The following is a 24,385-nucleotide window of genomic DNA, read 5'->3' as shown; positions in this document are numbered from 1 at the left end:
ATTATATTGAGAAATATACTTGGTATATTCAAAAAAGACGTAAAGGATATATTTACTAACTATGCAATGCTTATTGTTGTAGGAGCACTTTGTATATTACCATCTTTATATGCATGGTTTAATATAAAAGCATCTTGGGATCCATATGGTAGTACTAGTAATATATCAGTAGCTGTTGTAAATAATGATAAAGGTACTACCGTAAAAGATAAGCACATTAATATAGGAGATGAGCTTGAAAAAAACTTAAGAGAAAATAGTGATTTAGGATGGAAGTTCGTTAGTAAAAAGAAAGCACTAGATGGTGTTAAGGATGGTTCATACTATGCTTCAATAGAAATTCCAAGTGACTTTTCAAAAGATTTAACTTCTCTTATAACTTCAGATGTTAAAAAAGGAAAGTTAATTTATACAGTTAATGAAAAAATAAATGCTATAGCTCCTAAAATCACTGATAAGGGAGCTTCAACAATACAACTACAAATAAATCAAACTGTTGTTGAAACTGTAAGTCAAATTTTATTTGAAGCCTCTAATGAATTAGGTATAGAACTTGAAGGTCAAATTCCAAAATTAACTGATATAGAAAACTCTTTAGTTGAGATTCAAAGCAAATTTGGTGATGTAAATAAAACATTAGATTTAGCATCTGATGGAGCTAATAAAGTTCAAGATTTAGTTAAAGACATAAAAAAGGATATTCCTTTAATAAAAGAAACTTTAAATAAATCTAAAAGTTTATCATCTGATGTTAAAGAGTTTCTGAAAAACTCTCAAAGTAGTATAAATAGCATTACTCCAATAATAAAAAATGATATATCTGTAATTAATGATATAGCTAATTCTGTTGTTAATACTGCAAATACATTAAATAATTCTATTAGTAATGGTACTGATGATGCTCTAACTTTAGCAGATAGTTTATCTACTAAGTTAAATAATTTATCAAATGTAAATAAATCATTAATAGAATTTTTAAATAAGTTAAATTCACTTACACCAAATCATCCTTTAACTAATACTATAAACAAGTTAAAAGATATAGATTCAAGTGTGACACAAGGAGTTAACTCTTTAAATAGTTTAAAAGGTCAACTTCAAAGTGGTCAAACACCTGCATCTGGTGCACTTGATAAAGTTTTAAAAGTAGGAAATGATATAAAAGGTATTACATCTAATTTATCTAATAATTTTGATTCTGCAATTTCTGCTCCTATAAATAATATCTTTGAAAAAGGATATTCAGTTAGTGATAATGTAATCAAAACTTTAGAAGATGCTGAGTCTAAATTACCTAAAGCTGAAAGTATATTAGATACGGCTTTTTCACTGTCTGACAAAGGTATTGAAGGAATAAATTATGCAAAAGAGAAATTGCCTAAAGTAGAAAATATAGTAGACGAACTTACAGATGCTATAAAGAAAGTTAATAATCAAGAAGACTTAAATGATTTAGTAAAATTACTTAAAAACGACATAGTAAAAGAAAAGAACTTCTTAAAAGAACCTGTTACTGTTAATCAAAATAAATTATACCCTATAGAAAACTATGGTTCTGCTATGACTCCATTTTACACTGTTTTATCTTTATGGGTTGGTTTACTTTTATTATCTTCACTTTTATCAGCTGAAGTTCATGGAGATTATAAACCATATCAAGTATACTTAGGTAGAGGTCTTACTTTTACCACTATTGCTGTAATTCAAGCACTAATAGTAAGTTTAGGAGACATATATATACTTGGTGTTCAATCTGTAAATCCAGTTCTTCTTGTATTAGGTTCTGTATTTACAAGTATTGTATTTACTTTTATAGTATATTCTCTTTTATCTGTGTTTGGAAATATGGGTAAAGCTATGGGAATAATACTTTTAGTTATTCAAGTAGCTGGTTCAGGTGGGACATTCCCAATTGAAGTTACTCCTAAGTTTTTCCAAATGGTAAATCCATATTTACCGTTTACTTATGCAATATCTATGTTAAGAGAATCAATAGGTGGGATTTATTATCCTGTATTATATAAAGATATAAGCATCTTATGTATATATATAATAGTTTCATTATTAATTGCATTACCACTAAAGAAACCTATAAATAAAATTTATAAGGTATTTAATGGTAAATTTAGTGAAAGTGGTCTTTCAGAACACTAAAAAAGAGATAGGATTAATCCTATCTCTTTTTTAATAATCATATTCAGTTGTATTTTCGCACATAATTATATTTATCTTTTTATTTAGTATATTCTTGTAAGATAATAAAAGTTCATTTAATTCTGCATCAACTAAATTTATTTTACCCTTACTTATTAGGATTACTTGTTCTTGATCTATTATTACTTTTATATCATTATGGTCGTTTTTTATATATGTCTCTACACAAGCCTTTGGTTTTATTTTTTGACTATATTTATCATAAAATCCTATACTATTTTTTATATCATCAAAATTCGAATTATTTATTTCATTAAAATCTATATTATTATAATCTATACCAAAGTTTTTTAACTGGCTATCTATTTCAGACGAGTCCATTCCATATCTCTCCATAAATTTCTTTTGAATATTAATAAATTTTTCTTGAGATATATTATTTTCCTTCATATAATCCATTATCTTTTTAGAAAATTCAACCATACTTAATTTTCCTGACATAACAGAACTATAAAGACTATATATATATTGTTCAAATTTATCAACATCAGAATCTTTTACTTTGTTCTTCAGTTTATTAAAATCTATTATTCTATCATCTGACATATCGATACCTCCTGATTAACATTTAGCTTTTAACCTTATTACTATTATATTCTAATAAAGTTTACATGTCTACAGTCTGAAATTTAGTGTATATTATATTCTTATATTAGTCTAAATAAAATTTATATAATAAATTAATATATAAAAAATAGCGAGAAAAAGCTCGCTATTTTTCACTTATATTAATTTATTATTAGAATTCTGCATTTCTTGGAGTTCTTGGGAATGGTATAACGTCTCTTATGTTTGCCATACCAGTCATATACATTATAATTCTTTCAAATCCTAATCCAAATCCTGAGTGAGTAGCTGTTCCGAACTTTCTAAGTTCTAAGTACCACCAGTAATCTTCTTCATTAAGATTCATTTCTTTTATTCTTTCTAATAATACATCGTATCTTTCTTCTCTTTGAGAACCACCAACTATTTCTCCAACACCTGGAACTAAAAGGTCCATAGCTCTTACTGTTTTTCCATCTTCATTCATTCTCATGTAAAATGCTTTTATATCCTTTGGATAATCAGTAACAAATACTGGTGCTTTAAACACTTGTTCTGTTAAGTATCTTTCATGTTCTGTTTGAAGGTCATCTCCCCATTTTACTGGGTATTCAAATTCATGTCCTGATTCTTGTAACATTTCAACAGCTTTAGTATAAGTTATTCTAGTAAATTCAGAATTTACAACATTATTTAATCTATCTATTAATCCCTTATCTATAAAGCTATTGAAGAATTCCATTTCTTCTGGAGCATTTTCCATAACATAGTTTATTACATATTTTATCATATCTTCTGCAAGTTCCATGTTATCTTCTAAATCTGCAAATGCTATTTCAGGTTCTATCATCCAGAATTCTGATGCATGTCTTTGTGTAAATGAATTTTCAGCTCTAAAAGTTGGTCCAAAAGTATAAACATTTCTAAATGCAAGAGCCATTATCTCAGCATTTAATTGACCACTAACTGTTAAATTAGCTTCTTTTCCAAAGAAGTCTTTAGAATAATCTATCGCACCTTCTTCATTTTTAGGTATATTATTTAAATCCATAGTTGTTATTCTAAACATTTCTCCTGCACCTTCACAGTCACTTCCTGTTATGATTGGTGAATGTGCATACACAAAGTTTCTATCTTGGAAGAATTTGTGTATAGCATATGCAGCTAAACTTCTTACTCTAAATACTGCAGAGAAAGTGTTACTTCTTGGTCTTAAATGAGCTATAGTTCTTAAGTACTCTAAAGTATGTCTTTTCTTTTGAAGTGGGTATGAACTATCTGATTCACCTTCTATTTCTATTTTAGTAGCTTGTATTTCTACTGGTTGTTTAGCACCTTCTGTAGATACTAATTCACCTTCTACTAATATAGATGAACTTATTGGAAGTTTTGTTATTTCTTTAAAGTTTTCTAACTTATCTTCAGCTATTACAATTTGCATATTTTTAAAGAAACTTCCATCATTTAATTCTATGAATCCAAAGTTTTTAGAAGCTCTAGATGTTCTTATCCATCCAGCTACTTTTACAGTTTTTCCGATATATTCTTCTTTATTTCTGTAAAGTTGTTTAATTTCAGTAAATTCTCTTTGCATTTTATATCCTCCTATAAATTTTATTTTAAATATAAAAAAGCCCTTCATCCCTAAAAGGGACGAAAGACTATTACTCTCGCGGTACCACCCTAATTGCCTAAATAGGCCACTTAGCTAAGCTTTGCTTAATGGTCTATAACGGGACCTTCCGTCTAAGCCTACTCTTTAATTAATTTCGGTTAGAGACTCCGAGATGTTCTTCAACATAAATTTCGTATTGAGCTCTCACCATCCTCAACTCGCTTTAACTACCTTTTATATTTACTCTTCTCTTCAATGTCTTTATAGTTATTATTTGAATTATTTACTAAGATTATACCAACTTATATTTTTTAAGTCAACGATTTATTTTTTATAAAATTTATATATTTTAAAATTTTTTATCAAATATGTTTAATTTATATTTTTTTATTAATAATTTTAATTAGGAGGTGTTTTTTTGAAATACTTATTAATTTTTGTATTAGTATTATTATTTATAGGTCCAAGTGCTAATGAGTGTACCTCTTTTTCTCAAGCTTTAAAATCAGGTATTTACAACTATATAACTTGTTTAGATACTTCCGTTGATTATTTAGTTAAAAATGTATCTATTTTTAATAAAATTTCTGAAATTCCATATAAAAATGCCTATGATAAAATTATGGATAATAGACATCTTGTAAAACACTTTGTTGAATATGGCCAAAATTTAGATGATATAATTAAATCTTATAATACTAATATAGAAAATATCGAAGATTTTAGAAAAGTTGTGTATAAGAAAAATCCTGATATAGTATCTAAGGATTATAAATTAAAGTCAGGTGAATATATACTTATTCCAAGTGAATAAAATGATTCATAAAAATAGATACCTAATAATTTTTATAAAATTTTAGGTATCTATTTTAAATTATAATCTACTTCCGTTGTCAACCCAGTCTTTAGCTTCTTCTACATTTCTTAGTGAAGGAATTGATACATTGCTTTCTGCCCTTAAATCTTCAGTTCCAGACCAAGCAGCAGTATATTCATTTTTTACTGGTCTATTAGATTTTAATCTTTTGTTATCTGACCCATTTAATGCTTTACATTTTTCATTTTCCAAGATAATTCACCTCTTTTCTTTTGTATTAGTTTTTACATTCTAAGTTATAAAATACACATTATTCAAAATTATTTGCAATTGCTGTAATAGTATCTTTTAAATTTAAAATTCCATATCCTTGAGATATGTTTGGATAAGTATATATATCCTTTTTCGTGGCTCCAAGCATTAGATAGGTTTTTAATTGTTGTGTATATAAAGACCCTTGATAAAACTCATATTGATCTTTTATATACTGAATAATTAGTGCTAAAACTCCACTAACTATAGAGGCACTAACTCCCGTTCCTATTGATGTATTATAACTATTATTTTTATAAGGAGCTATTATATCCACTCCTGCTGCAACTATGTCTGGTTTTATTCCTCTTTTCTTTATAGGACCTTTTGATGATCCTATCCATATGCTATCAGTTTTATCATTGTAAGCTCCTATGGTTATCACGTTTTCCGGAGCTGCATACATCGTTATTGTAGACGTAGAAGCTGGGTCTGAAAATCTAGTTTCCTGTGACATTATATTTTTATTTGGTAAATAAACATCATATATTCCTTCTATAATAAATTCTGGAATTAATCTTAAAGTCCATATACCTGGTTTAATGTCGTATAGATTTATATTTAATTCTTGATATCCAGATTCTAGCCAAGGATATACAAATCGCATCTCATAAGTTGTATTTTCTAAATTAAATCGTCCTTTATATACATAATAATCTGGAGAATACATAATTTGATAGCTAAGCTCTCCTGATGGTGAGATTATTAATGCACCTATTTTATCTGGTCCACTAGTTACTAAATTTATATCTAAATTTATTTGTTCTCCTACTTGAATTATTATATCTTGCTTTTGATTTACATTTGATAATACGCCTTCATAATGAATATCTGTATTTCCTTCATTTCCAGCCCCACTAACTACAATAATTCCTGATTCTACTATTTCGTTAAATGTTTCTAGCATTGTTAATTCTATTATAGACTTTGATGCTAAACCTATAGTTAGATTTATTATAATAAATTTACGCTCCCTTTTAGCTACATCTAAAACATACTTTATTCCAGCTAAAAAATCTGATTTTTGATAATTTATTTTTCCTGATGCATAAGTATCTCTATATTCTCTTAATTTCACAACTACCAATTCACTATCAATAGCAACACCTTTATATTGAGAATTTAATTTTCCCTTGCCTGATGATATTCCTGCAGCTATAGTACCAGTTCCAATTTTATCTTCACTTAATGTGTTATCATTTTCAGATATAGCTTTATTTATATCTTCTCTAGTAAATTCACTTCCAAATATTAATCCATCTGGAGGTGTTTTTTTGTCACTTTCTTGATCCCATATTGATACTATTTTAGTCGTATTATCATCATTTCTAAAATCTGGATGCAAATAATCTATGCCTGAATCTATTATTGCTATTAATACATCTTTTCCAGTAGTTGTTATATATGGGTTTTTATATATATAATCCGTTCCTGATGAATCCGTTACACTTACACCTTGTTCTATATCATTGGTTACCTCAATTAGAGAACTCATAGGTACTGACCTTTGCCACCATGCAATACTTATAATTTCATTTAGTGTATTTTCATAAAAATCAATAGGAACATATATAACTAATAAATTATCATTTAATATCATAAATCTTTCTATTGAATTATTTCTTAAATCATTAGTTACATCTTCTATACTTCCTTGGTAAATTATAAGATAGGATTTCTCCAAAATAAAAATTCCTCCTATTTATATATTATTTTAGTTGATCAAAGGATCCTCTTATATCTAACTCTCCATAACCATAAATTTCATTTGGATATGTTATTCCTTGAATTCTTCTAGCTCCCCCATGAAGGTAAGTTCTAACCATGGTAGTAAATGCCTTTTGAGTGTAATACCTATCGGCTAAAGTATACTGAAAATATAAAGCTACTGCTCCTGTAACATGAGCGGCTGCTACTGCTGTTCCTGTTATGGTTGCATAACTATTTCCAGGATACGTTGAAATTATATTTACCCCAGGTGCAACTATATCTGGCCTTAATAATCCATTTATAGTAGGACCCCTCGATGAAGAAGGCCATATACTATTATCAATAATATTGTATGCACCTACAGAAATTACATCATTATATGTTGATGGATAATTTACAGTTTGAGAAGGGATTGAATCTCTAAATTTTGTTCCAGGATTTATTAATGCTTTATTTGGTAGATAAGCATTGTATATTCCATTGGTTATATATTCACCTCTTAATCTTATTTTCCATATACCTTTAGTTGCATTTTTTAATGTTATTGTTACTTGCTGCTGACCTGAGTAAGCAGTTGGATATCTATAAGTTATCACATACCAAGTTGCTTCTAAATCAAATATACCTGTTATCTCATTGAAATTTGATACTTTTATAAATTTACTTATTTCTCCACTTGGTGATATAACTGCCACACTCGCTTTATCAGGCTTATTCATCCATATATTAATATCTAATAAATCTTCATCTTCAAATATTTCTAATTCTATATCTTGTTCTTCTCCTATAAAGTTAAGTCTTCCTGATGTATGTGTTTGAGTATTTCCTTCATTTCCCACTGGAGAAACTAAGCATAAACCTCTTGTAAATAGTGGAGTGTCTCTTAAAATACGCTCAGTAGCACCTACTAAATTATTACTTCCTAAAGATATATTTATTACTAAAGGTATTTTTAATTCGTAAGCTTTTTCATATGCATATTGTATAGCAGCTTCTAATATTGCGTTATTATAATTTCCATTTATTTTTTTTAATTTTACGACTATAAGTTCTGCATCTGGTGCTATTCCAGCATATTGACTATTTATATTTCCAAGACCTGCACATATACCACTTAACATTGTTCCAATACCATCTTCATCTTTTGATAAAGTAGTGTCATTATTTGCTATAGCTTGATTTATATCTTCTCTAGTATACTCAGTTCCAAATTTATACCCACTAGGTGGATTTTCATCCTTAGTTTGATCCCATAAAAATACTATTTTAGAAGTTTTATCTGGATATATAAAATCTTCATGTAAATAATCTATTCCTGAATCTATTATTGCTATTAATACACCTTTCCCAGTAACAGATATGTTTAAATTATTTTGTAAAAAATTTGCACCTATTTCCTCTCTAGCTATAATACCATTTTCAGTACCCCTTGTTATAGTGCTTAATTGATTCATAACTGCAGTCAACTCAAAAAATTGTATTGATTTTACTGGAATTAATTTTCTAAATTTTTGGTTATCTCTAGTATGTAATCCTAAAATTGATTCATTATCACTAATTTCATAATAAGTATATTCTAATCCAATAGATTCAAGTTCTTCTTTAAAATTTGGTCCATGTACTACTTGGAATAAGGTTATTAAATCGTATGGTAATTCTAATCTTAAATTTCTAGTTTTTTTTTTCTCTTTTTTCTATAAATTAAATCATAGCTTTGATTGAATTGACCCATGTTGACTAGGTTAACATTAGATAGGTCTAACATTCCAAATCCCATAGAATTATTTGGATATGTATATAAAGCATTTCTTTTAGCTTCTTTTATTAAAAATGCTCTTATTTTTTGAGAATAAAAAAATAAATCATTTCTATTAACAATTCCCCACTCCATTAAAAGTGCAACTACACCTGTAACATGTGGTGTAGCCATACTAGTTCCACTTAAAGCTCCTACACTACCTCCTGGAAGTACTGATAATATATCTTCTCCTGGTGCTAATAAATCTGGTTTAAGCACATTTTTGCTAATATCTCCTTCTCCAGAAAATATAGATACTATATCCGTTCTTGAATTAAAACTTCCAACAGTTATTACCTTACTTGCAGTTCCTGGTACAGTTACTGTTAGATTTTTATTTGCTTCTAAAAATCTTGTATCTCTACTTATACCTTCCGATGTAGGTAGATATATATTAACATTTCCCATTACTATATTTATTGGAGTAAAAACTAACTTCCATATACCTGGGCTAATATTATTATCTGAACTCATTTGAATTGTAAGTCTTCTAACAAGTGAGTATGGTGAAATTGGATAAAAATACCCTCTTATCCTAGTACCTCCTAGTACATTTCTAATCTCACCTGATGTTAAGGATATCTCTTGACTTCTTAAGTTAGAAGGATTAACTATATATAAACTAAATTCATCTGTAAAATCTGGCCATACATTTACATTTAATATTTTCTCATTTTCTCCAACTACAAATTCTACTTCTACCTGTTGATTATCTAATTGTATATTTCTATGACCACCTTTATCAGCATTATTTCCTGCTGCTACAACTATATTATTTTTCCAAAATGATGTCATATCATCTATATATTGTTCAAATAATGATAACCCTCTATGTGAGCCTTCATTACTTCCATAGCTTATGTTTATGGCTACTGGCATGTTTAACTCTAGTGCTTTATCCAATATGAATTTAATAGCTCTCATAAATTCTGTACTTCTTGAAAATACATCTGTTTGAATACTTCCAACTCTTACAACTATTAAATTAGCTTCATTTGCTACTTGGCATGCAATACCTGATACATGTGTACCATGTGTACTAGTTGGAGATATAGGTATGTTAATTTCTCTTTTAATAGCTTTGTTTATATCTTCATTTGTATATAAGGTTCCATGTGTAAATCCTTCGGGTGGATTTCCTGGAAATGATTGATCCCAGTAATAAAGTATCTTTGAATTACCTTGTTCGTCTTTAAATATATCTAAATTATAATCTATACCAGAATCTATAATTCCAATTATAGTTCCTTTTCCAGTTAATCCATTTGTATTTTTAAATCTTGATATTCCTGTTCTTGAAAAACTTTGAACATCTTGTGTAGTTAAAATAAATGGTCTTTCTACGTATTCAATTTGAGGATAATTGACCAAGTTATCAATTGATTCAATACTATCTGAAGTTATTATTGCATAGTTATATCCTAATAATTCTACAGATACACCTAACTCGCTTGCAACTATAGAAATATCTCCATTATATCTAACTATTACTTCATACTCTATAAAAAACACCCCCTTAAAAATTAAAGACGATTTTAATCAAATTTATTTAACATTTGTTTCCATTATTATATATATTCATAATACTTTTATTGTATAATACATATATTGATTTAATTTTTATTAAAGGGGTGTGTGTATTTGAAAGATAAAAAGATTAATTTAGGAATTGTTTTTACTATTTTTGTATCTTATATACTTATAAAACTTATAGATAACTATAAATACTTTTTAGATATATTCAAATTATTAGTATCACTGCTTAATCCATTTATTATAGCTTTTATACTAGCTTATATTTTTATACCTATTGTTGTTTTTTTAGAATCTAAATTAAAAATAAAAAGAATTTATGCATTGATTATAACTTATGTGTGTTTAATACTTATAATAGCTTCATTCATATTCTTTACTATTCCAATTATAGTAAATAGTTTAGCTGATATAATTGATAAACTACCTATTTATTCAGCAAAAACTCAAGATTTCTTAATTCATCTTGGCAATAACTTAGAAAATATAGACCCTAATAAATTAAAAGAAATTGGAGATAAAGCATTCTCTTTTATGCCTAAAGTCAGTAATTTATTTATTGGATATTTAGGTCAAATATTTGCAACTACTTTTTCTATTTCTAAATTTATTGTACAGTTTGTGTTAGCCTTTATAATTTGTTTTTATATTATACTTGAAAAAGAAATCTTTTTCTCTTTTTATAAAAAAGTATTATATATTACCTTTGGTAAAAAACATGCTAATTTTGTGTTAAACTTTGGTCATACTTTAAATAATAATATTGGAAAATACTTTACAGGAAAAATGTTAGACTCTTTTATAGTAGGAATTTTATCAAGTATAGGACTTTATTTTATTGGATCTCAATATTCTTTACTCTTTGGTATCTTAATAGTTTTTATGAATATGATTCCTTACTTTGGACCTGCAATAAGCATGACTACTATTGTTTTAATTAATTTATTTTACAACCCTAGTATAGCTTTATTTTCATTAATTTATTTAATACTAGTTCAACAAATTGAAATTGCATTTATAGAACCTAAAATAGTTGGTGGTCAACTTGGTCTTAATCCATTTTTAACTATATTAGCAGTCACTATTGGCGGAGGATTCTTTGGAATCCCTGGAATGATACTTTCAGCTCCTTTTATGGGAGTTTTAAAAATATATTTAGGTAACTATATAGATTATAAATATAAATCGATAAATAAGTAAAAAAGCATGTTTTAAACATGCTTTTTTATTACAATTTAGTAACCTTAAGTAACAAGCCTGTAACTGTTATAATATAAAGAATTTATGGTAATATTTATATATAAATAATTTATATATTTGAAAAGAGGTAATGATATGAAAAAGTTAGTTGTTGTTTTATTTGTATTATGTAGTGTGTTATTTATAACTAATCCTATTTTAAAATCTTCATTTGCAAACAATGAATCAAAATTAAATAATAAGGTCACATCTAGTAATGATGATAATTTAGATAAAACTAAACCTCCTAAGACATTAGAAACTAATTTAATCAGCACTAATGAAAAATCTAATATAGAAGATATTAAAGTAAAAGAAAATAATACTTCTAATGATATAAGTTCTAAAGATACAACTAATAATAATTTAGAAGAAACAAAAGATACAACTAATAATTTAGATAATACTAATGAACAAAGTTTTGATTCTAAAGAATCTAATTCTAACGAACAAATTAATGTACCTAAAGAAGATAATTCAAATGAATGTGTTACTAAAGCTGAAGAAACTGTTTCTAATGAACAAATTTCTGCTTCACAACCTTTAACTATGGACGAAGCTTTAAAATTATTAATGGATATGAACCCAAACTTAGTATATGAATACAAAGGTGATGAAAATAAATTTACAGTATTAAAAAATAAAGGTTTATCTGGATATGTTTTTCTTCCTAAAATAGATACTGATTTAGGATATTTCGTTGATAAAAATACATCTAGTATATACTATTTCCATCCAAGTGGATATTTAGAAAAAATAAAATAATAAAAAATCCTGAGAATATGGTAATTAACCTAATTCTCAGGATTTTTTATTTATAATTCTTCTTCTGGTTTTGTCTCTTGTTTTATATTTGTTACGTTTAATATATCACTATTTTGACTAGCTCCTTGTGATGAATTTGCTACAACATATATATCTAAATCTACATCTTCACCTTCATTTAGAGGAATTGTAATTTTATTATCACTTATTCCATATTGATATAAAGTAAACCCTCCATCTTTTGATGTTTTATTGTTTCTTATATAAATACTGTATGTGCAGTCAAACTTATCTAGTTTATTCCATGAAATACTTATACTATTGTCTTGATTTATACCTCCATTTAAATTTTCAACTTTATAATTTTCTATTTTATCTAGATTTTTATATTTTTCTCTGATTTTTACAATCTTACTCTTTTGTGTATATTTTCCATCACTCTTTCCTATCACATATAAATCTATACTAGGATCTTGTATATCTTTTAGATTTATTGTTATAGTAGTTTTCACTTTCTTAGATTCATTTAATTCTTCTTTATTTACATTAATTGATTTAAATAAATTAAAATCATTATCTCCATTAGAGTTATTTTTTAGATATACTTCATACTCTGATACATCTTCTAAATAATCCCATGTAAGAGTTATTTCTAAGTTATCTCCAACTATATTAGAATATGATTGTAAGTTTTTAATTTCTTTAAATTCAGTTTCTTCTTTTAAAACATTTATTGTTATTATTTTACTTTTATTTCCACATGTAACTTTAATTTTTTCAGTTCCTTCTCTAAGCCCTAATATTGTTCCATCACTAGTAGGTATAGTTATTGATCTAGATATCGGTAATTTAAATCCTAATAATTCATATTTTACCTTAGGATGTTTTAGATTTTTAGGAGATGTTTCAACATTTACATCAATTTTTTTCTCCTCATTTATGCTTATATTAATGTTGTTATTTGCATATATGTTTGAAACTTTCGCTTGTATATTAAATTTATACTCTTTTACTTTATCTCCTGATTTTATGTATAACTTAGAACTACCTACTCCTATAGCTTTTAAAGTATTATTTTCTACCTTTAAAACATCCTCATTTGATATTTCATATGTATATTTTTCTTTTTCTTTAAAATCAAAATCAACATCAACACTTACATCAATAGAAGTGCTATCTCCTACATATTTAAGCTCGCCTATATCTACATCTAACTTTTCTACTTTAGGTTTAACTACTCTTATAGTAGTTTTTCTTATTATTCTGCCATCTTTAGTTATCATAAGAGCAGAATATCCTTCTTTAATACCAGTTATTGTATTTCCTTTTATAGATAAAACATCATTATTTGATGCTTGGTATCCAATTTTAGGTTTTGATGCATATGGTGGTATAATTATATAATCTCCACTATTTACTTTTATAGAATTACCTAATTTAATTACATATTCATCTATATTTTGAATATAGTTTCCTTTTGATATTCTTAATTCTACTCCTTTTACTAGTGGACTTATTATTCCATATTTGAAAAGAAAATACTGACCTGTAAGTGTTATAAAAATAGCTACAACAATAAAGTATATTCTATTTTTTTTCTCCCTCCAAAAATTCATAAAGCCACTTCCTTATTAATTTAAAGGACTGCCTATATTTGACAGTCCTTTATTGTTTATTTCTTATTAAAATTATATACTATAATACATAATTTTAAAACTATTTAGAAATATTTTCTATTTTATTGTCATTAACTAACTTTATTATCTATATTTAATAACTGCCTATCATTCATTTTATCATTAAAATAAGATATTATATCACTTCTTTTTATTATTCCTATAAATATATTTTGATCATCTACTACGGGAATAAAATTTTGGTTTATAGCTAAACTTATTATATTTTCCATATCAGAATTTATAGATACCGTTTTATAATCATTATATTTATCAATGTTTTTTATATCTATATTCTCTAGTGATTTTAAGTTAATATCATCTTGCTTATCTTCAAATCTACTTTTAATTTTCCAAAGTAAATCTCCTTCTGTTATAGTAGCTACATACTCTCCTTTTTTATTTATTATTGGTATTGAGGTATACCTATGGTACTCCATTTTTTCCATCGCTTGTCTTATTGTGTAATAATCATATACGTACTCAACTTCAACTTTAGGGGTAATAAAAAATAATATATTCAATTTTTTCCCTCCATTTTGCATAACTGTATTATTCAAATAAATTATATAAATCATTTGTGAATACAATATGAATTTTTAAAGAAATTTTTCTAATATTATAAAAGCCCACAGTAACTATTCACTGTGAGCTTAAAAATTATACTATGCACTAACTTTACTTGATATTAAAAGTTCATTTGCAACATATGCTACTAAATCAACTGTTCTACATGAATATCCCCATTCATTATCATACCAAGCTACAACCTTAACCATATTTCCATCATTAACCATTGTTGATAGCCCATCTATTATAGAAGACTCTGAAGTTTGCTTATAATCTATAGAAACAAGTGGCAAATCTGAATATCCTAATATTCCATATAACTCTTTTTTAGAAGCTTTTTCTAAAGCATTATTTATTTCTTCTGCTGTAACATCTCGACTTACTTCACAAACTAAGTCAACTAATGATACACTAGGACTTGGAACTCTAACAGCAAACCCATTTAACTTACCTTGTAAATTAGGTAAAACTTTAGCCACTGCTTTTGCTGCCCCTGTTGTTGTAGGTATCATAGAAACACCAGCACTTCTTGCTCTTCTAAGATCTTTATGTGTTTTATCTAGTATTTGTTGATCATTTGTGTAAGCATGTATAGTTGTCATTAAGCCTTTTTTTATTCCAAACTCTTTATCTAAAACTTTAACTACTGGAGCTATACAATTTGTAGTACAAGAAGCATTAGATATTATGTGGTGTATGTTATTATCATATTCATTTTCATTAACACCCATAACTATAGTCTTGTCTTCATTTTTTCCTGGTGCTGTTATTATTACTTTTTTTGCTCCTGCCTTAATATGCTTTTGAGCATCTTCTCTTTTAGTAAATTTTCCAGTAGATTCTATAACTATATCTATGTTTAAATCTTTCCACGGTAGGTTTTCTGGATCATTTTCCTTTAACACCTTTATCTTACTTCCATTTATTATAATATTTTCTTTTTCATCCGTTTTTACTTCTCCTCTAAATACTCCATAAGATGAATCATAAGTAAATAAATGAGCTAACGTTTTAGCATCACTTCTAGCATTTATAGCTACTATTTCAATGTTGTTAAAATCATTTTCCTTAATTATTCTTAAAACCATTCTTCCTATTCTTCCAAATCCATTAATTGCAACTCTAGTTTTCATTATTGAGTCCTCCTAATTTATATATCAATTTATAGTATGTTTTATTATTTTATTTAGTGTATACTTTTTATCACTTTATATTAATATATATAACACTTTTTATGTGTATAGGTCAATACTTTTACATAAAATATGTATAAAATGACAAAAAAGGATTGCTTGATTTTTATCAAGCAATCCTTTTACTTAGAATTTTCTTCAATTTTTTTATTTAGTCTAGCTAGCATATTTTTTGAAAATTTAGCAGTATCTTCTGGTACTCCAAGACTTGTTGCAAGTATCGTATAACACTGTATAGCCCTTTTATAATCTTTTTTACCTGTATAGGATTTAAATGCTTCTTCTGATAAGCCTTTACATGCTTTTTTCATTCTTTCATATCTTCTTTTCAAATCTATTCCTCCTATGAAAATAGTATATATTTATATATATGTTTAGCTATGTACTATTTCCACTAAAAATAGATTTTAATTATTTCATGATATCTTCTAAGCAATCATAAAATGTATCTACAATATTTTTAGCATAGGCCTTTAAATCTTTCTCTGAGTAACTAAAGGTATATGAATTACTGTATTTCTCAAACATACTTAAATCATTCCAAGAATCCCCTATAACAAATACATTATCTTCTTTTACTCCATAACGCTCTAATACTTTAGAAATACCACTTCCTTTAGATGTATTTCTAGGAACTATATCTATAAAAGATAAATTTCTATATACAGATACTTTATCTGAAAATTTATTTTTTATATCTATTTTTTTATTTTCAGCTTTATTTATACATTCATCTTTTATATCAATCCCTACTATATTTGCACAGTATTTATTTTTATAAAAATCTTCTTCTTTTAACTTAATAATATTCATTTTATTAGATATATCTGATGAACTTATAACAGGATGTGTATTATATCCATCTATTATGTACAAATTTTCTTCATTTGCAAAATAAAAGTTATATAAACTATTGTCCCTTGCTTCTTCAAATAATAACTTTATAGTATCATCATCCATATATTCATTATGTAATGGATTAAAGTCTTTGTCTAAAACTATAGAACCATTACAAAGTACAAATTCATCTACTTCCATATCATACTCATCAAATAAATGCTTTATTCCCCCTAAATTACGACCTGTGCATAATAAAAATATATTTCCTTCTTCCCTAAATCTCTTTATATATTCTATACTTTTTTTATTTATCTCTTTATTTACATAAAGAGTTCCATCCACATCGGATGCTAGTAATTTTTTCATATATCCTCCCCATAATTTTTATTTATTTAAATAATACTCCATTACATTTTTAACTTTAATAGCAGGTATATGACTTCCTCCTCTGTCTTTTACATTTTCTATAATCATTGATATTGCTAATTTCCCTTTTTCAGTATCAACTGCTGCAAACCATCCATTTTCAGTTCCATTAGTATCATCTTTACTTTTCTTTATTTCTGCTGTTCCAGTTTTTCCAGCTATATTAATTCCATTAATTTTAGCAATATGACCTGTTCCATCTTCATCATTTATTACTGATGAAAAACAATCTATAAGCGTCGGTAAATTTTCTTTTTTTATAGCTGATTTATATACTTTTGCTTCATATGGCTTAGTTATATCAAGTTTTGGCATCATTATTTTACCATCATTACCTAAGGTAGAATATATCATAGTCATATCTAAAGGTGTTATTAAAACTTGTCCTTGACCATACCCTGTATCAGCAAGTAATGATTTATTACTTAACTTTCCATCATTAGATATTTGTGATTTTTGTATAGGATATCCAAATTTTATATTCTCTCCTATTCCAAAATTTTTAGCTCCTTTTACAAAATTTTCTCCACCTATTTCAACTGCAGCTTTAGCAAAATATATATTATCTGATAATTTAGTTGCATCTTTTAAATTCACTGGTCTACCTGGATCTGTTACCCTTGTTACATTATATTCATTCCATGTCTTACCTTTTATATCTATAGCTTTACTAGGATCTATTACTTTATCATCAAGTCCTATAGATGCAGTTACAAGTTTCATTGTTGAACCTGGAGAATATGCATTTTTAAATCTTCTCTCTAATTGCGCATTTGAATTTGCTTCCCATTTAGCTTTCTCACTTTTAGTTATATATGTAATATAACTATTTGGGTCAAATGAAGGCGAACTTACCATAGCCAATACCTCTCCAGTTTTAGGATCTGTAGCTACACTTGCACCTTTTTCTCCATCCATTTGTTCATATATCTTCTTTTGTAAATCAAGGTCTATAGATAATTTTATATCTTGGCCATTTTTTGCTTTTTTTTCTGCTATAACATCTTTTTTACCATTAGCTCTTAAGATATATATTTTACCTCCATCTATGGCTCTTAATTTATTTTCATATACTTCTTCTATTCCACCTACACCTATTTTACTATGCTCATTATATCCTTTATCTTTATTTTTACTAAGTTGTTCTGAAGTTATATTACTTGTATAGCCTATCAAACTACCTATAGCTTCTCCTCCATTATATATCCTTTGATTATTAATTGTTATAATTTGAATTCCCGGTATCTTTAATAATTTATCTATTTTCTCAGTATCTGAACTTAATAAATCCACTATACACACAGCATGCTCTGGATTTTTATTTTTAGATATCTTATTTTCAATATTTTCTTTACTTATATCAAGTATTTTTGCCATTTCTTCTATTTTACTAGCTTCGTTTGAATCATTGAATTTTTTTATACTTATTTGTACTTGTTTTAATTGACCCTCACCTGCTAATACATTCCCATTCCTATCATATATAGTTCCTCTTTTTCCTTTATAGGCATCACTTTCAATCCCTATTTTATCTCCTTTTTTAAGTTGAGGTAAAATTAAGCTATAATTCCATACAACTTTATATTCTCCATCTTCTTTTACAAATTTAATTAGTGCATCTGTTGAATCTATTTCACCTCCAATAGTATCCATACTAACTTTTATATTAAAATCTTTACCTTCTTCTATACCTTCATCAGTTTTAGATATTTTTATATTATTAGCTTTTATAAGATTATAATCTTTTTTATATTCATTTATAAAGTCTTCTTTATTTATATCTTTTTTAGATTGTTTTGACAACATAGAATACATTTTCCCAAAATCTTTATTCTCCCATGATTTAGTATAATTATTAAATGCACTTTCTAATTTAGATTTAGATGTACATCCAACCATAAATACAATACTTAATAGTATTATTAAATTTGTAATTATTAATTTTTTATTGATTGTTTTCAATATTATTCCCCCATCCAATTAATATTATTGTTTATATTATAACATATTTTTCCATACCGAAATTATATGCATGAATAATATATACCCATATAAATGCATATAAAAAGAAGTACTTAAAATTAAGTACTTCTTTTCTAATTATATTAATACAGATTCATTTTCCTCATTCTTATCTTCATCATTATATATTAAACTTATTATTTTTCCACTTATAGTTACAGCTATAAGGGAAAATAATATTTGTTTAAAATCTAAATACACTAAAGATAGTAGTAAAACTATACAATCACTTATTAAATATATATGGTTAACTTTAAGTGGAGTAAATTTATTTCCTATAAGTGCAATAACATCATCTCCTCCAGATGCTCCTCCACCTCTTATAACTAGACCTACTCCTATTCCTACTCCTATTCCTGCTAATACACTTGCCATTAACATATTATTTTCAAAACTAGGGATTAAAAATCCAATACTTTCCCATAAATTGTATGTTGTTGAAAATGTAATTGTAGATAGTACTGAATATAATAAAAATTTTTTCCCAAAAAACTTTGTTCCTAATGCAAATAAAGATAAATCAATTATCAAACTTGAAAATGATGGTGATATATCAAATACATTTTTTATTAATAATAATAAACCTAAAACTCCACCTTCTGTTATATTATTTTGATAATTGAAATTATAGCTTCCAAATGCTAATATAGTTGCTCCCAACATAATAATTCCAATACGTTTTAACTCTGACCGCAAAGTATCACTCCTATTTATTTCTAAATTTATATTCTTATATACATTATATATATTTATACACTATAATTCACTTATTTTTATATAATTTAATATAAAAGAAAAAGGATATAAAAATTATCATTATTTCTATATCCTTTTCTTTTTAATTTTTTTCCTTTTAACTTTTTTTCTTTTTTTATGTCTTAATGGTCCAGATTCTAAGGAAACATCCACAGCTTCATTAGCTTCTGCTTCCTCTAAAATTTCTTCTTCACCTACTACCTGACTACCTTTTACTGCTATTTGTTCATATCCCCTCTTAGTTCTTAATAATGCTAAATCCCCTGATACCTGTGTCAAAAACACAATAAAAAAATCTAAATCCTCATCAGTCAGTTCACATGAGATAGCATAAGCTAAAGTAGAAGACAGAATTACAAAGTCTGCATATGTATAGTTTGATAATCCCAAATTCAATTTATTATTTTGACATATGGATTGGCTACATTTATTAATATTTGCTACTTTATTTTGATTCTTATCCATAAATCACCTCTTTAAAGCAACTTATAATATTATAGATATGCGCAACTTTGTATATTTATTAATGTATAATTTAAATACTCAATTTTTTATTTAGCTAGTATTTCAATTCCTTCTTCAGTAACTAAAATCATATGTTCCCATTGAGCTGAAAGTGAACCATCATCAGTATATGCAGTCCACTCATTTTCTGCATCTATATATAAATCATATCCACCTTCATTTATCATTGGCTCTATAGTAAATATCATTCCTGGTACTAATATCATTCCCTCATTTTTAGCTCCATAGTGGAATACAAACGGATCTTCATGGAATTGAAGCCCTATACCATGTCCGCCAAAATCTCTAACTACTGAATATCCATTCTTTTCTGCATGTTCTTGTATAGCTGCTCCTATATCACCTATATGCCCCCAAGGCTTAACAGCTTTCATACCTTCTTCTAGGCATTCTTTAGTAACCTCGACTAATCTTTTAGCATTTTCACTTACATTTCCTATCATAAACATTCTAGATGCATCTGAATAATACCCATTATATATAGTTGATACATCTACATTTATTATATCTCCATCCTTTAATACTATATCTTCGCTAGGTATCCCATGACATATTTCAGAGTTTATAGATGTACATACACTCTTTGGAAATCCTCCATATCCAAGTGGAGCTGGAATAGCACCTTGAGATATAGTATAGTCATGAACTATTTTATTTATATCTTCTGTAGTCATTCCTGCTTTTATATTTTTTTCAACTTCGTCTAATACTGCATTATTTATTTTAGCACTTTCTTTTATTTTCTCTATTTGTTCTTTATTTTTTATAATATCATGTGTTGGAACTTCATAACCTAATTTTTTTAATTCATTTAATTTATTATCAAATTCCATATGGCATTTTTTATATTTTTTTCCACTTTTGCACCAACAATCATCATTTCTATTTAAATTCATAAAATCATCTCCTTACTTATTCTATACTTGATTATACTACGTTAAGTTAATAAATGCTAATATATTTAAAATAAAAAATATCCTATAATATATTTACTTATAGGATATTTTTTATACTATTATCTTATTTAGATATTATTTTTACTATATTATAATTATTATCACCACTTATCTTACTTTTTTCCTTATGGTAATCTTTATATATTATAGCTATAGTAAAGAAAATACATCCAAATACTAATTTATATATTAAAGTTCTTTGATTGAGATTTATTGATACAAAGTCTCCAATTAGTATACCAATTATGGCAAGTATTATAGGTTGTATAATATTTATATATATTAATTTTATAGCTTTTATTTTTTTAAATTCTACACATACTTCTTGCCCAATCTTTGCATCTATATTATTATTAGCAGTTATTATTTTTTGATTATTACAGTAAAATTTACTTTCTTTGCTATCATTTAGTTTTATACTAGCACTATTTTCATTTGAATCTATAACAAATCCTATTTTTTTCATAAATATTCCCCCAATTTTGGCTAGTGCTTTGCCTTTATTATATTTTATGATAGATTAATAGAACTTGTTACTTTATAAAACAAAATAGCGTACATAGTACGCTATTTTATAGTTATTTATCTTTGAAAACTATTTTATTAACCATAATAATTAAAAATGGTATTACTATATATAACATAGTTGTTGCTGCTGAAACTACTCCAGAGTCATTTACAAGTAAAGTTACTATAGCTCCTGCACACATAGATATTAATGCTTTTTTTGCATATACACATTCATCCATTAATCCTTTAAATACTTTAGAATATAATATTTTAATTATTATTATACTTAAAATACCTATATATATTATATTCACCCAATCACTATTTTGCATAAGTTGAATATTCATAGATATTTTTCTTGTAAAAGTTTCTATTATGGCACTAGGTCCATTAGTTAATATTTGATTAACAAATAAAGATAAATGAGATTCAGATCCACTTAGTATATCTAAAGCTGCAAATCCTAAAACTACTGTTCCTGCACCAACTAGTATAAATATTGATTTTTTTAAGTCTATTTTTATATCAAATATAAGCATTGTAAATAGTATTAATGCAACACTCTCAGATATAGCTGCTCCAACATTTGCGCCCATAGATGGTGATGCACTTAAAAATAATATTATACATGAAATTATAGGAACCATTATCTTTGAAAGTTTATTATTTACAAGGAGTATTGTCATAGATATTATAGACGAACCTATTATTATTCCTTGATATTCATTTCCTATACCATAGTATCTAGCTCCTACTATCGCATCGTATGATAGTATACTATTTTTCATTAAATAAGACCCTAAAAGTGCATCTAATGTTATAGCTATTATTGATATAGTAGCGTAAAATCCTACTTGTTTATTATCTTCTTTAAATATTAATTTTCCTAAAACATATATCACTATAGATATAGCTATTATTGATATATATATACCTAACTGAGTATTAAAATTAAGTATAGGTGCCAATAAAAATGCTAGTGGTAGTATAAGTCCAAACTTAATTAATTCTTTTAATATATTAAACATTTTATTATACTTTTCTTTAAATTTTCTTTTAATTGGTTTTTTAAATACTAATAAACCTATAATTAATATTAGTATTATAGACATAGAATTTATAAAAGAATGTATTATATTTCCTCTTACATCAGATATACTTACTATTTTTTTATACTCATTTTCTATAAAGCTTTTATTATCTTTCATTTTAATTGTTTCTAATGGTCTACCAACTATATTCTTAGATGATAAATTATAATCTGCAAGTATACCAGCTGCAATATCTATATTACCAATTATACCATCTCTTCTAGTTGTAGCTGATGTTAATAACCCTTTACCACTACCATCAAATTTTACAACCGGGGATAATCTTCGTTTATTTTTATAATCTATATCTTTAGGAAAAGCACTTATTATATATACTTTATCATTTTTGCTTATACTATTAAAAAGCTCTTTTAAGTACGAACTAATATTTTTATGTATTTTACTTTCCATTTTTGCATAAGTATTTTCATTTAAGTATTTTTTATATAAATCTAATCTATATGTATCTCCTAACTCTACAAATAATACATCACTTTCATTGTAATATTTTTTAGTTTCATTTTCTAACTTCTTATAATCAGTACTTATTCCAAATGGCATTTCATCATTTTTTTTATTTATTTTATCAACATTTCCAATATCTACTCTTCCATAGTTGTCCATAGCCATAGCTGCTATATTTCTATTTAGGTCTTTAGGCTCTATTCCTGTATCAGCATTTCCTAAAACTGAAACCTTTTTATTTTTATCACTTAGAGTTTGTCCTAACTCTCCTAATATAGATCCATATTTTCCATTTTCTAAGTTGTCATTTATAGATAAATTTATATCTGTATCATTTACACCTTTAGCTTTTTTGCCTGTGGCACTTTCATATAAAACTCGATTTTCTTTATCTACATCTTTAAATCCTTTAAAATCATCACTATAAGTATTTACTCTTCCTCCAGCCCCTATAGTTGCATATGACCTTTTATCATCCGTACCTTGGTCACCTCTTACATTCATTAAGGCGATATATCCTCGATTTTTCAGTTCATTTTTTAGCGCTGGTATTTCTAAAAAGTCAGAAAGATTGCTTCTATTCATATTTATAACAATAGTTTTATGATTACTATTTGCAAATGCATTTATTGGCGTCATACAAAGTATCATTATACAAACTAAAACTAAAGATGATATTTTTTTCTTCACGTCTCCACCTCCAAATATATATAAATTAATTATAAATTATATTTAAGTTTTACACTATAGTATTACCTTAAATAAATAAAAAATTCTATGTTAAATTTGTGTAAAATAATTATAGG

21 protein-coding genes and 1 other annotated feature are annotated in these 24,385 nt (G+C 26.3%); of the genes, 4 read left to right on the top strand and 17 right to left on the bottom strand.

Annotated features, from left to right (window positions below; all coding sequences use genetic code 11):
- Positions 1 to 6: 6 nt before the first annotated feature.
- Complete coding sequence (locus H8891_RS03020) at positions 7 to 2,154, top strand: YhgE/Pip domain-containing protein (protein WP_147545146.1); 2,148 nt, start codon at positions 7 to 9, stop codon at positions 2,152 to 2,154.
- 30 nt (positions 2,155 to 2,184) lie between these two features.
- Here H8891_RS03020 and H8891_RS03015 read toward each other — a convergent pair whose 3' ends face one another.
- Both H8891_RS03015 and asnS read right to left on the bottom strand, forming a co-directional pair.
- Positions 2,185 to 2,760 carry a DUF3867 domain-containing protein gene (locus H8891_RS03015; protein WP_147545148.1) on the bottom strand — a complete coding sequence of 192 codons (576 nt, stop codon included), beginning with the start codon at positions 2,758 to 2,760 and terminating at the stop codon, positions 2,185 to 2,187.
- A 193-nt stretch (positions 2,761 to 2,953) separates the two neighbouring features.
- A complete protein-coding gene (gene asnS / locus H8891_RS03010; RefSeq protein WP_147545150.1) occupies positions 2,954 to 4,354 on the bottom strand; it encodes an asparagine--tRNA ligase in 1,401 nt (466 codons plus the stop codon).
- A 52-nt stretch (positions 4,355 to 4,406) separates the two neighbouring features.
- Positions 4,407 to 4,640: a binding site (T-box leader), on the bottom strand.
- A 153-nt stretch (positions 4,641 to 4,793) separates the two neighbouring features.
- Between asnS and H8891_RS03005 the strand changes: the two genes are divergently transcribed.
- Entirely contained in the window at positions 4,794 to 5,189 is a 396-nt protein-coding gene (locus H8891_RS03005; RefSeq protein WP_187005133.1) for a hypothetical protein, read from the top strand.
- A gap of 60 nt (positions 5,190 to 5,249) precedes the next feature.
- Here the strand turns inward: H8891_RS03005 and H8891_RS03000 are convergent, their stop codons facing one another.
- From H8891_RS03000 to H8891_RS15555, 4 genes are all read right to left on the bottom strand, one after another.
- Positions 5,250 to 5,444, bottom strand: a complete 195-nt coding sequence (locus tag H8891_RS03000; RefSeq protein ID WP_147545154.1) for a CDIF630_02480 family spore surface protein — start codon at positions 5,442 to 5,444, stop codon at positions 5,250 to 5,252.
- Positions 5,445 to 5,502: 58 nt separating this feature from the next.
- Positions 5,503 to 7,188, bottom strand: coding sequence for a bile acid germinant receptor pseudoprotease CspC (gene cspC / locus H8891_RS02995; RefSeq protein WP_187005132.1), 1,686 nt, complete (start codon positions 7,186 to 7,188; stop codon positions 5,503 to 5,505).
- A gap of 25 nt (positions 7,189 to 7,213) precedes the next feature.
- Positions 7,214 to 8,668 (bottom strand): S8 family peptidase, encoded by a 1,455-nt coding sequence (locus tag H8891_RS02990; protein ID WP_187005131.1) that lies wholly within the window; start codon positions 8,666 to 8,668, stop codon positions 7,214 to 7,216.
- Positions 8,669 to 8,877: 209 nt separating this feature from the next.
- Entirely contained in the window at positions 8,878 to 10,524 is a 1,647-nt protein-coding gene (locus H8891_RS15555; protein ID WP_187005130.1) for a S8 family serine peptidase, read from the bottom strand.
- 129 nt (positions 10,525 to 10,653) lie between these two features.
- Between H8891_RS15555 and H8891_RS02980 the strand changes: the two genes are divergently transcribed.
- Both H8891_RS02980 and H8891_RS02975 read left to right on the top strand, forming a co-directional pair.
- Positions 10,654 to 11,745 (top strand): AI-2E family transporter, encoded by a 1,092-nt coding sequence (locus H8891_RS02980; RefSeq protein WP_187005129.1) that lies wholly within the window; start codon positions 10,654 to 10,656, stop codon positions 11,743 to 11,745.
- Positions 11,746 to 11,880: 135 nt separating this feature from the next.
- Entirely contained in the window at positions 11,881 to 12,549 is a 669-nt protein-coding gene (locus H8891_RS02975; protein WP_187005128.1) for a hypothetical protein, read from the top strand.
- A gap of 50 nt (positions 12,550 to 12,599) precedes the next feature.
- On the opposite strand, the gene H8891_RS02970 is transcribed toward H8891_RS02975, so the two are convergent.
- The 11 genes from H8891_RS02970 to H8891_RS02920 form a co-directional block, all read right to left on the bottom strand.
- Positions 12,600 to 14,165, bottom strand: coding sequence for a hypothetical protein (locus H8891_RS02970; protein ID WP_187005127.1), 1,566 nt, complete (start codon positions 14,163 to 14,165; stop codon positions 12,600 to 12,602).
- Positions 14,166 to 14,296: 131 nt separating this feature from the next.
- Positions 14,297 to 14,749, bottom strand: a complete 453-nt coding sequence (locus H8891_RS02965) for a CBS domain-containing protein (protein WP_187005126.1) — start codon at positions 14,747 to 14,749, stop codon at positions 14,297 to 14,299.
- Between the two features lie 141 nt (positions 14,750 to 14,890).
- Positions 14,891 to 15,928: a type I glyceraldehyde-3-phosphate dehydrogenase gene (gene gap / locus H8891_RS02960; protein WP_187005125.1), complete on the bottom strand. Its 1,038-nt coding sequence runs from the start codon at positions 15,926 to 15,928 to the stop codon at positions 14,891 to 14,893.
- Positions 15,929 to 16,110: 182 nt separating this feature from the next.
- Complete coding sequence (locus tag H8891_RS02955; RefSeq protein WP_147545170.1) at positions 16,111 to 16,320, bottom strand: hypothetical protein; 210 nt, start codon at positions 16,318 to 16,320, stop codon at positions 16,111 to 16,113.
- 79 nt (positions 16,321 to 16,399) lie between these two features.
- Positions 16,400 to 17,194, bottom strand: a complete 795-nt coding sequence (locus H8891_RS02950) for a Cof-type HAD-IIB family hydrolase (protein WP_187005124.1) — start codon at positions 17,192 to 17,194, stop codon at positions 16,400 to 16,402.
- Between the two features lie 18 nt (positions 17,195 to 17,212).
- Complete coding sequence (locus tag H8891_RS02945; RefSeq protein WP_243207751.1) at positions 17,213 to 19,216, bottom strand: penicillin-binding transpeptidase domain-containing protein; 2,004 nt, start codon at positions 19,214 to 19,216, stop codon at positions 17,213 to 17,215.
- 138 nt (positions 19,217 to 19,354) lie between these two features.
- Positions 19,355 to 19,972, bottom strand: coding sequence for a YitT family protein (locus H8891_RS02940; RefSeq protein WP_243207750.1), 618 nt, complete (start codon positions 19,970 to 19,972; stop codon positions 19,355 to 19,357).
- A gap of 126 nt (positions 19,973 to 20,098) precedes the next feature.
- Positions 20,099 to 20,497: a hypothetical protein gene (locus H8891_RS02935; RefSeq protein WP_187005123.1), complete on the bottom strand. Its 399-nt coding sequence runs from the start codon at positions 20,495 to 20,497 to the stop codon at positions 20,099 to 20,101.
- An 86-nt stretch (positions 20,498 to 20,583) separates the two neighbouring features.
- Positions 20,584 to 21,453, bottom strand: a complete 870-nt coding sequence (locus H8891_RS02930; RefSeq protein WP_187005122.1) for a methionyl aminopeptidase — start codon at positions 21,451 to 21,453, stop codon at positions 20,584 to 20,586.
- Positions 21,454 to 21,577: 124 nt separating this feature from the next.
- Positions 21,578 to 21,979, bottom strand: coding sequence for a SoxR reducing system RseC family protein (locus H8891_RS02925; protein WP_187005121.1), 402 nt, complete (start codon positions 21,977 to 21,979; stop codon positions 21,578 to 21,580).
- 112 nt (positions 21,980 to 22,091) lie between these two features.
- Positions 22,092 to 24,269, bottom strand: coding sequence for a hypothetical protein (locus tag H8891_RS02920; protein WP_187005120.1), 2,178 nt, complete (start codon positions 24,267 to 24,269; stop codon positions 22,092 to 22,094).
- Between the last annotated feature and the right edge of the window lie 116 nt (positions 24,270 to 24,385).

The sequence above is a fragment of the Paeniclostridium hominis genome, from assembly GCF_014306135.1.
GTDB classification, from domain to species: domain Bacteria; phylum Bacillota; class Clostridia; order Peptostreptococcales; family Peptostreptococcaceae; genus Paraclostridium; species Paraclostridium hominis.
The sequence above is the reverse complement of the archived record's forward strand: the minus strand, read 5'-3'. Positions and strand labels throughout refer to the sequence as shown.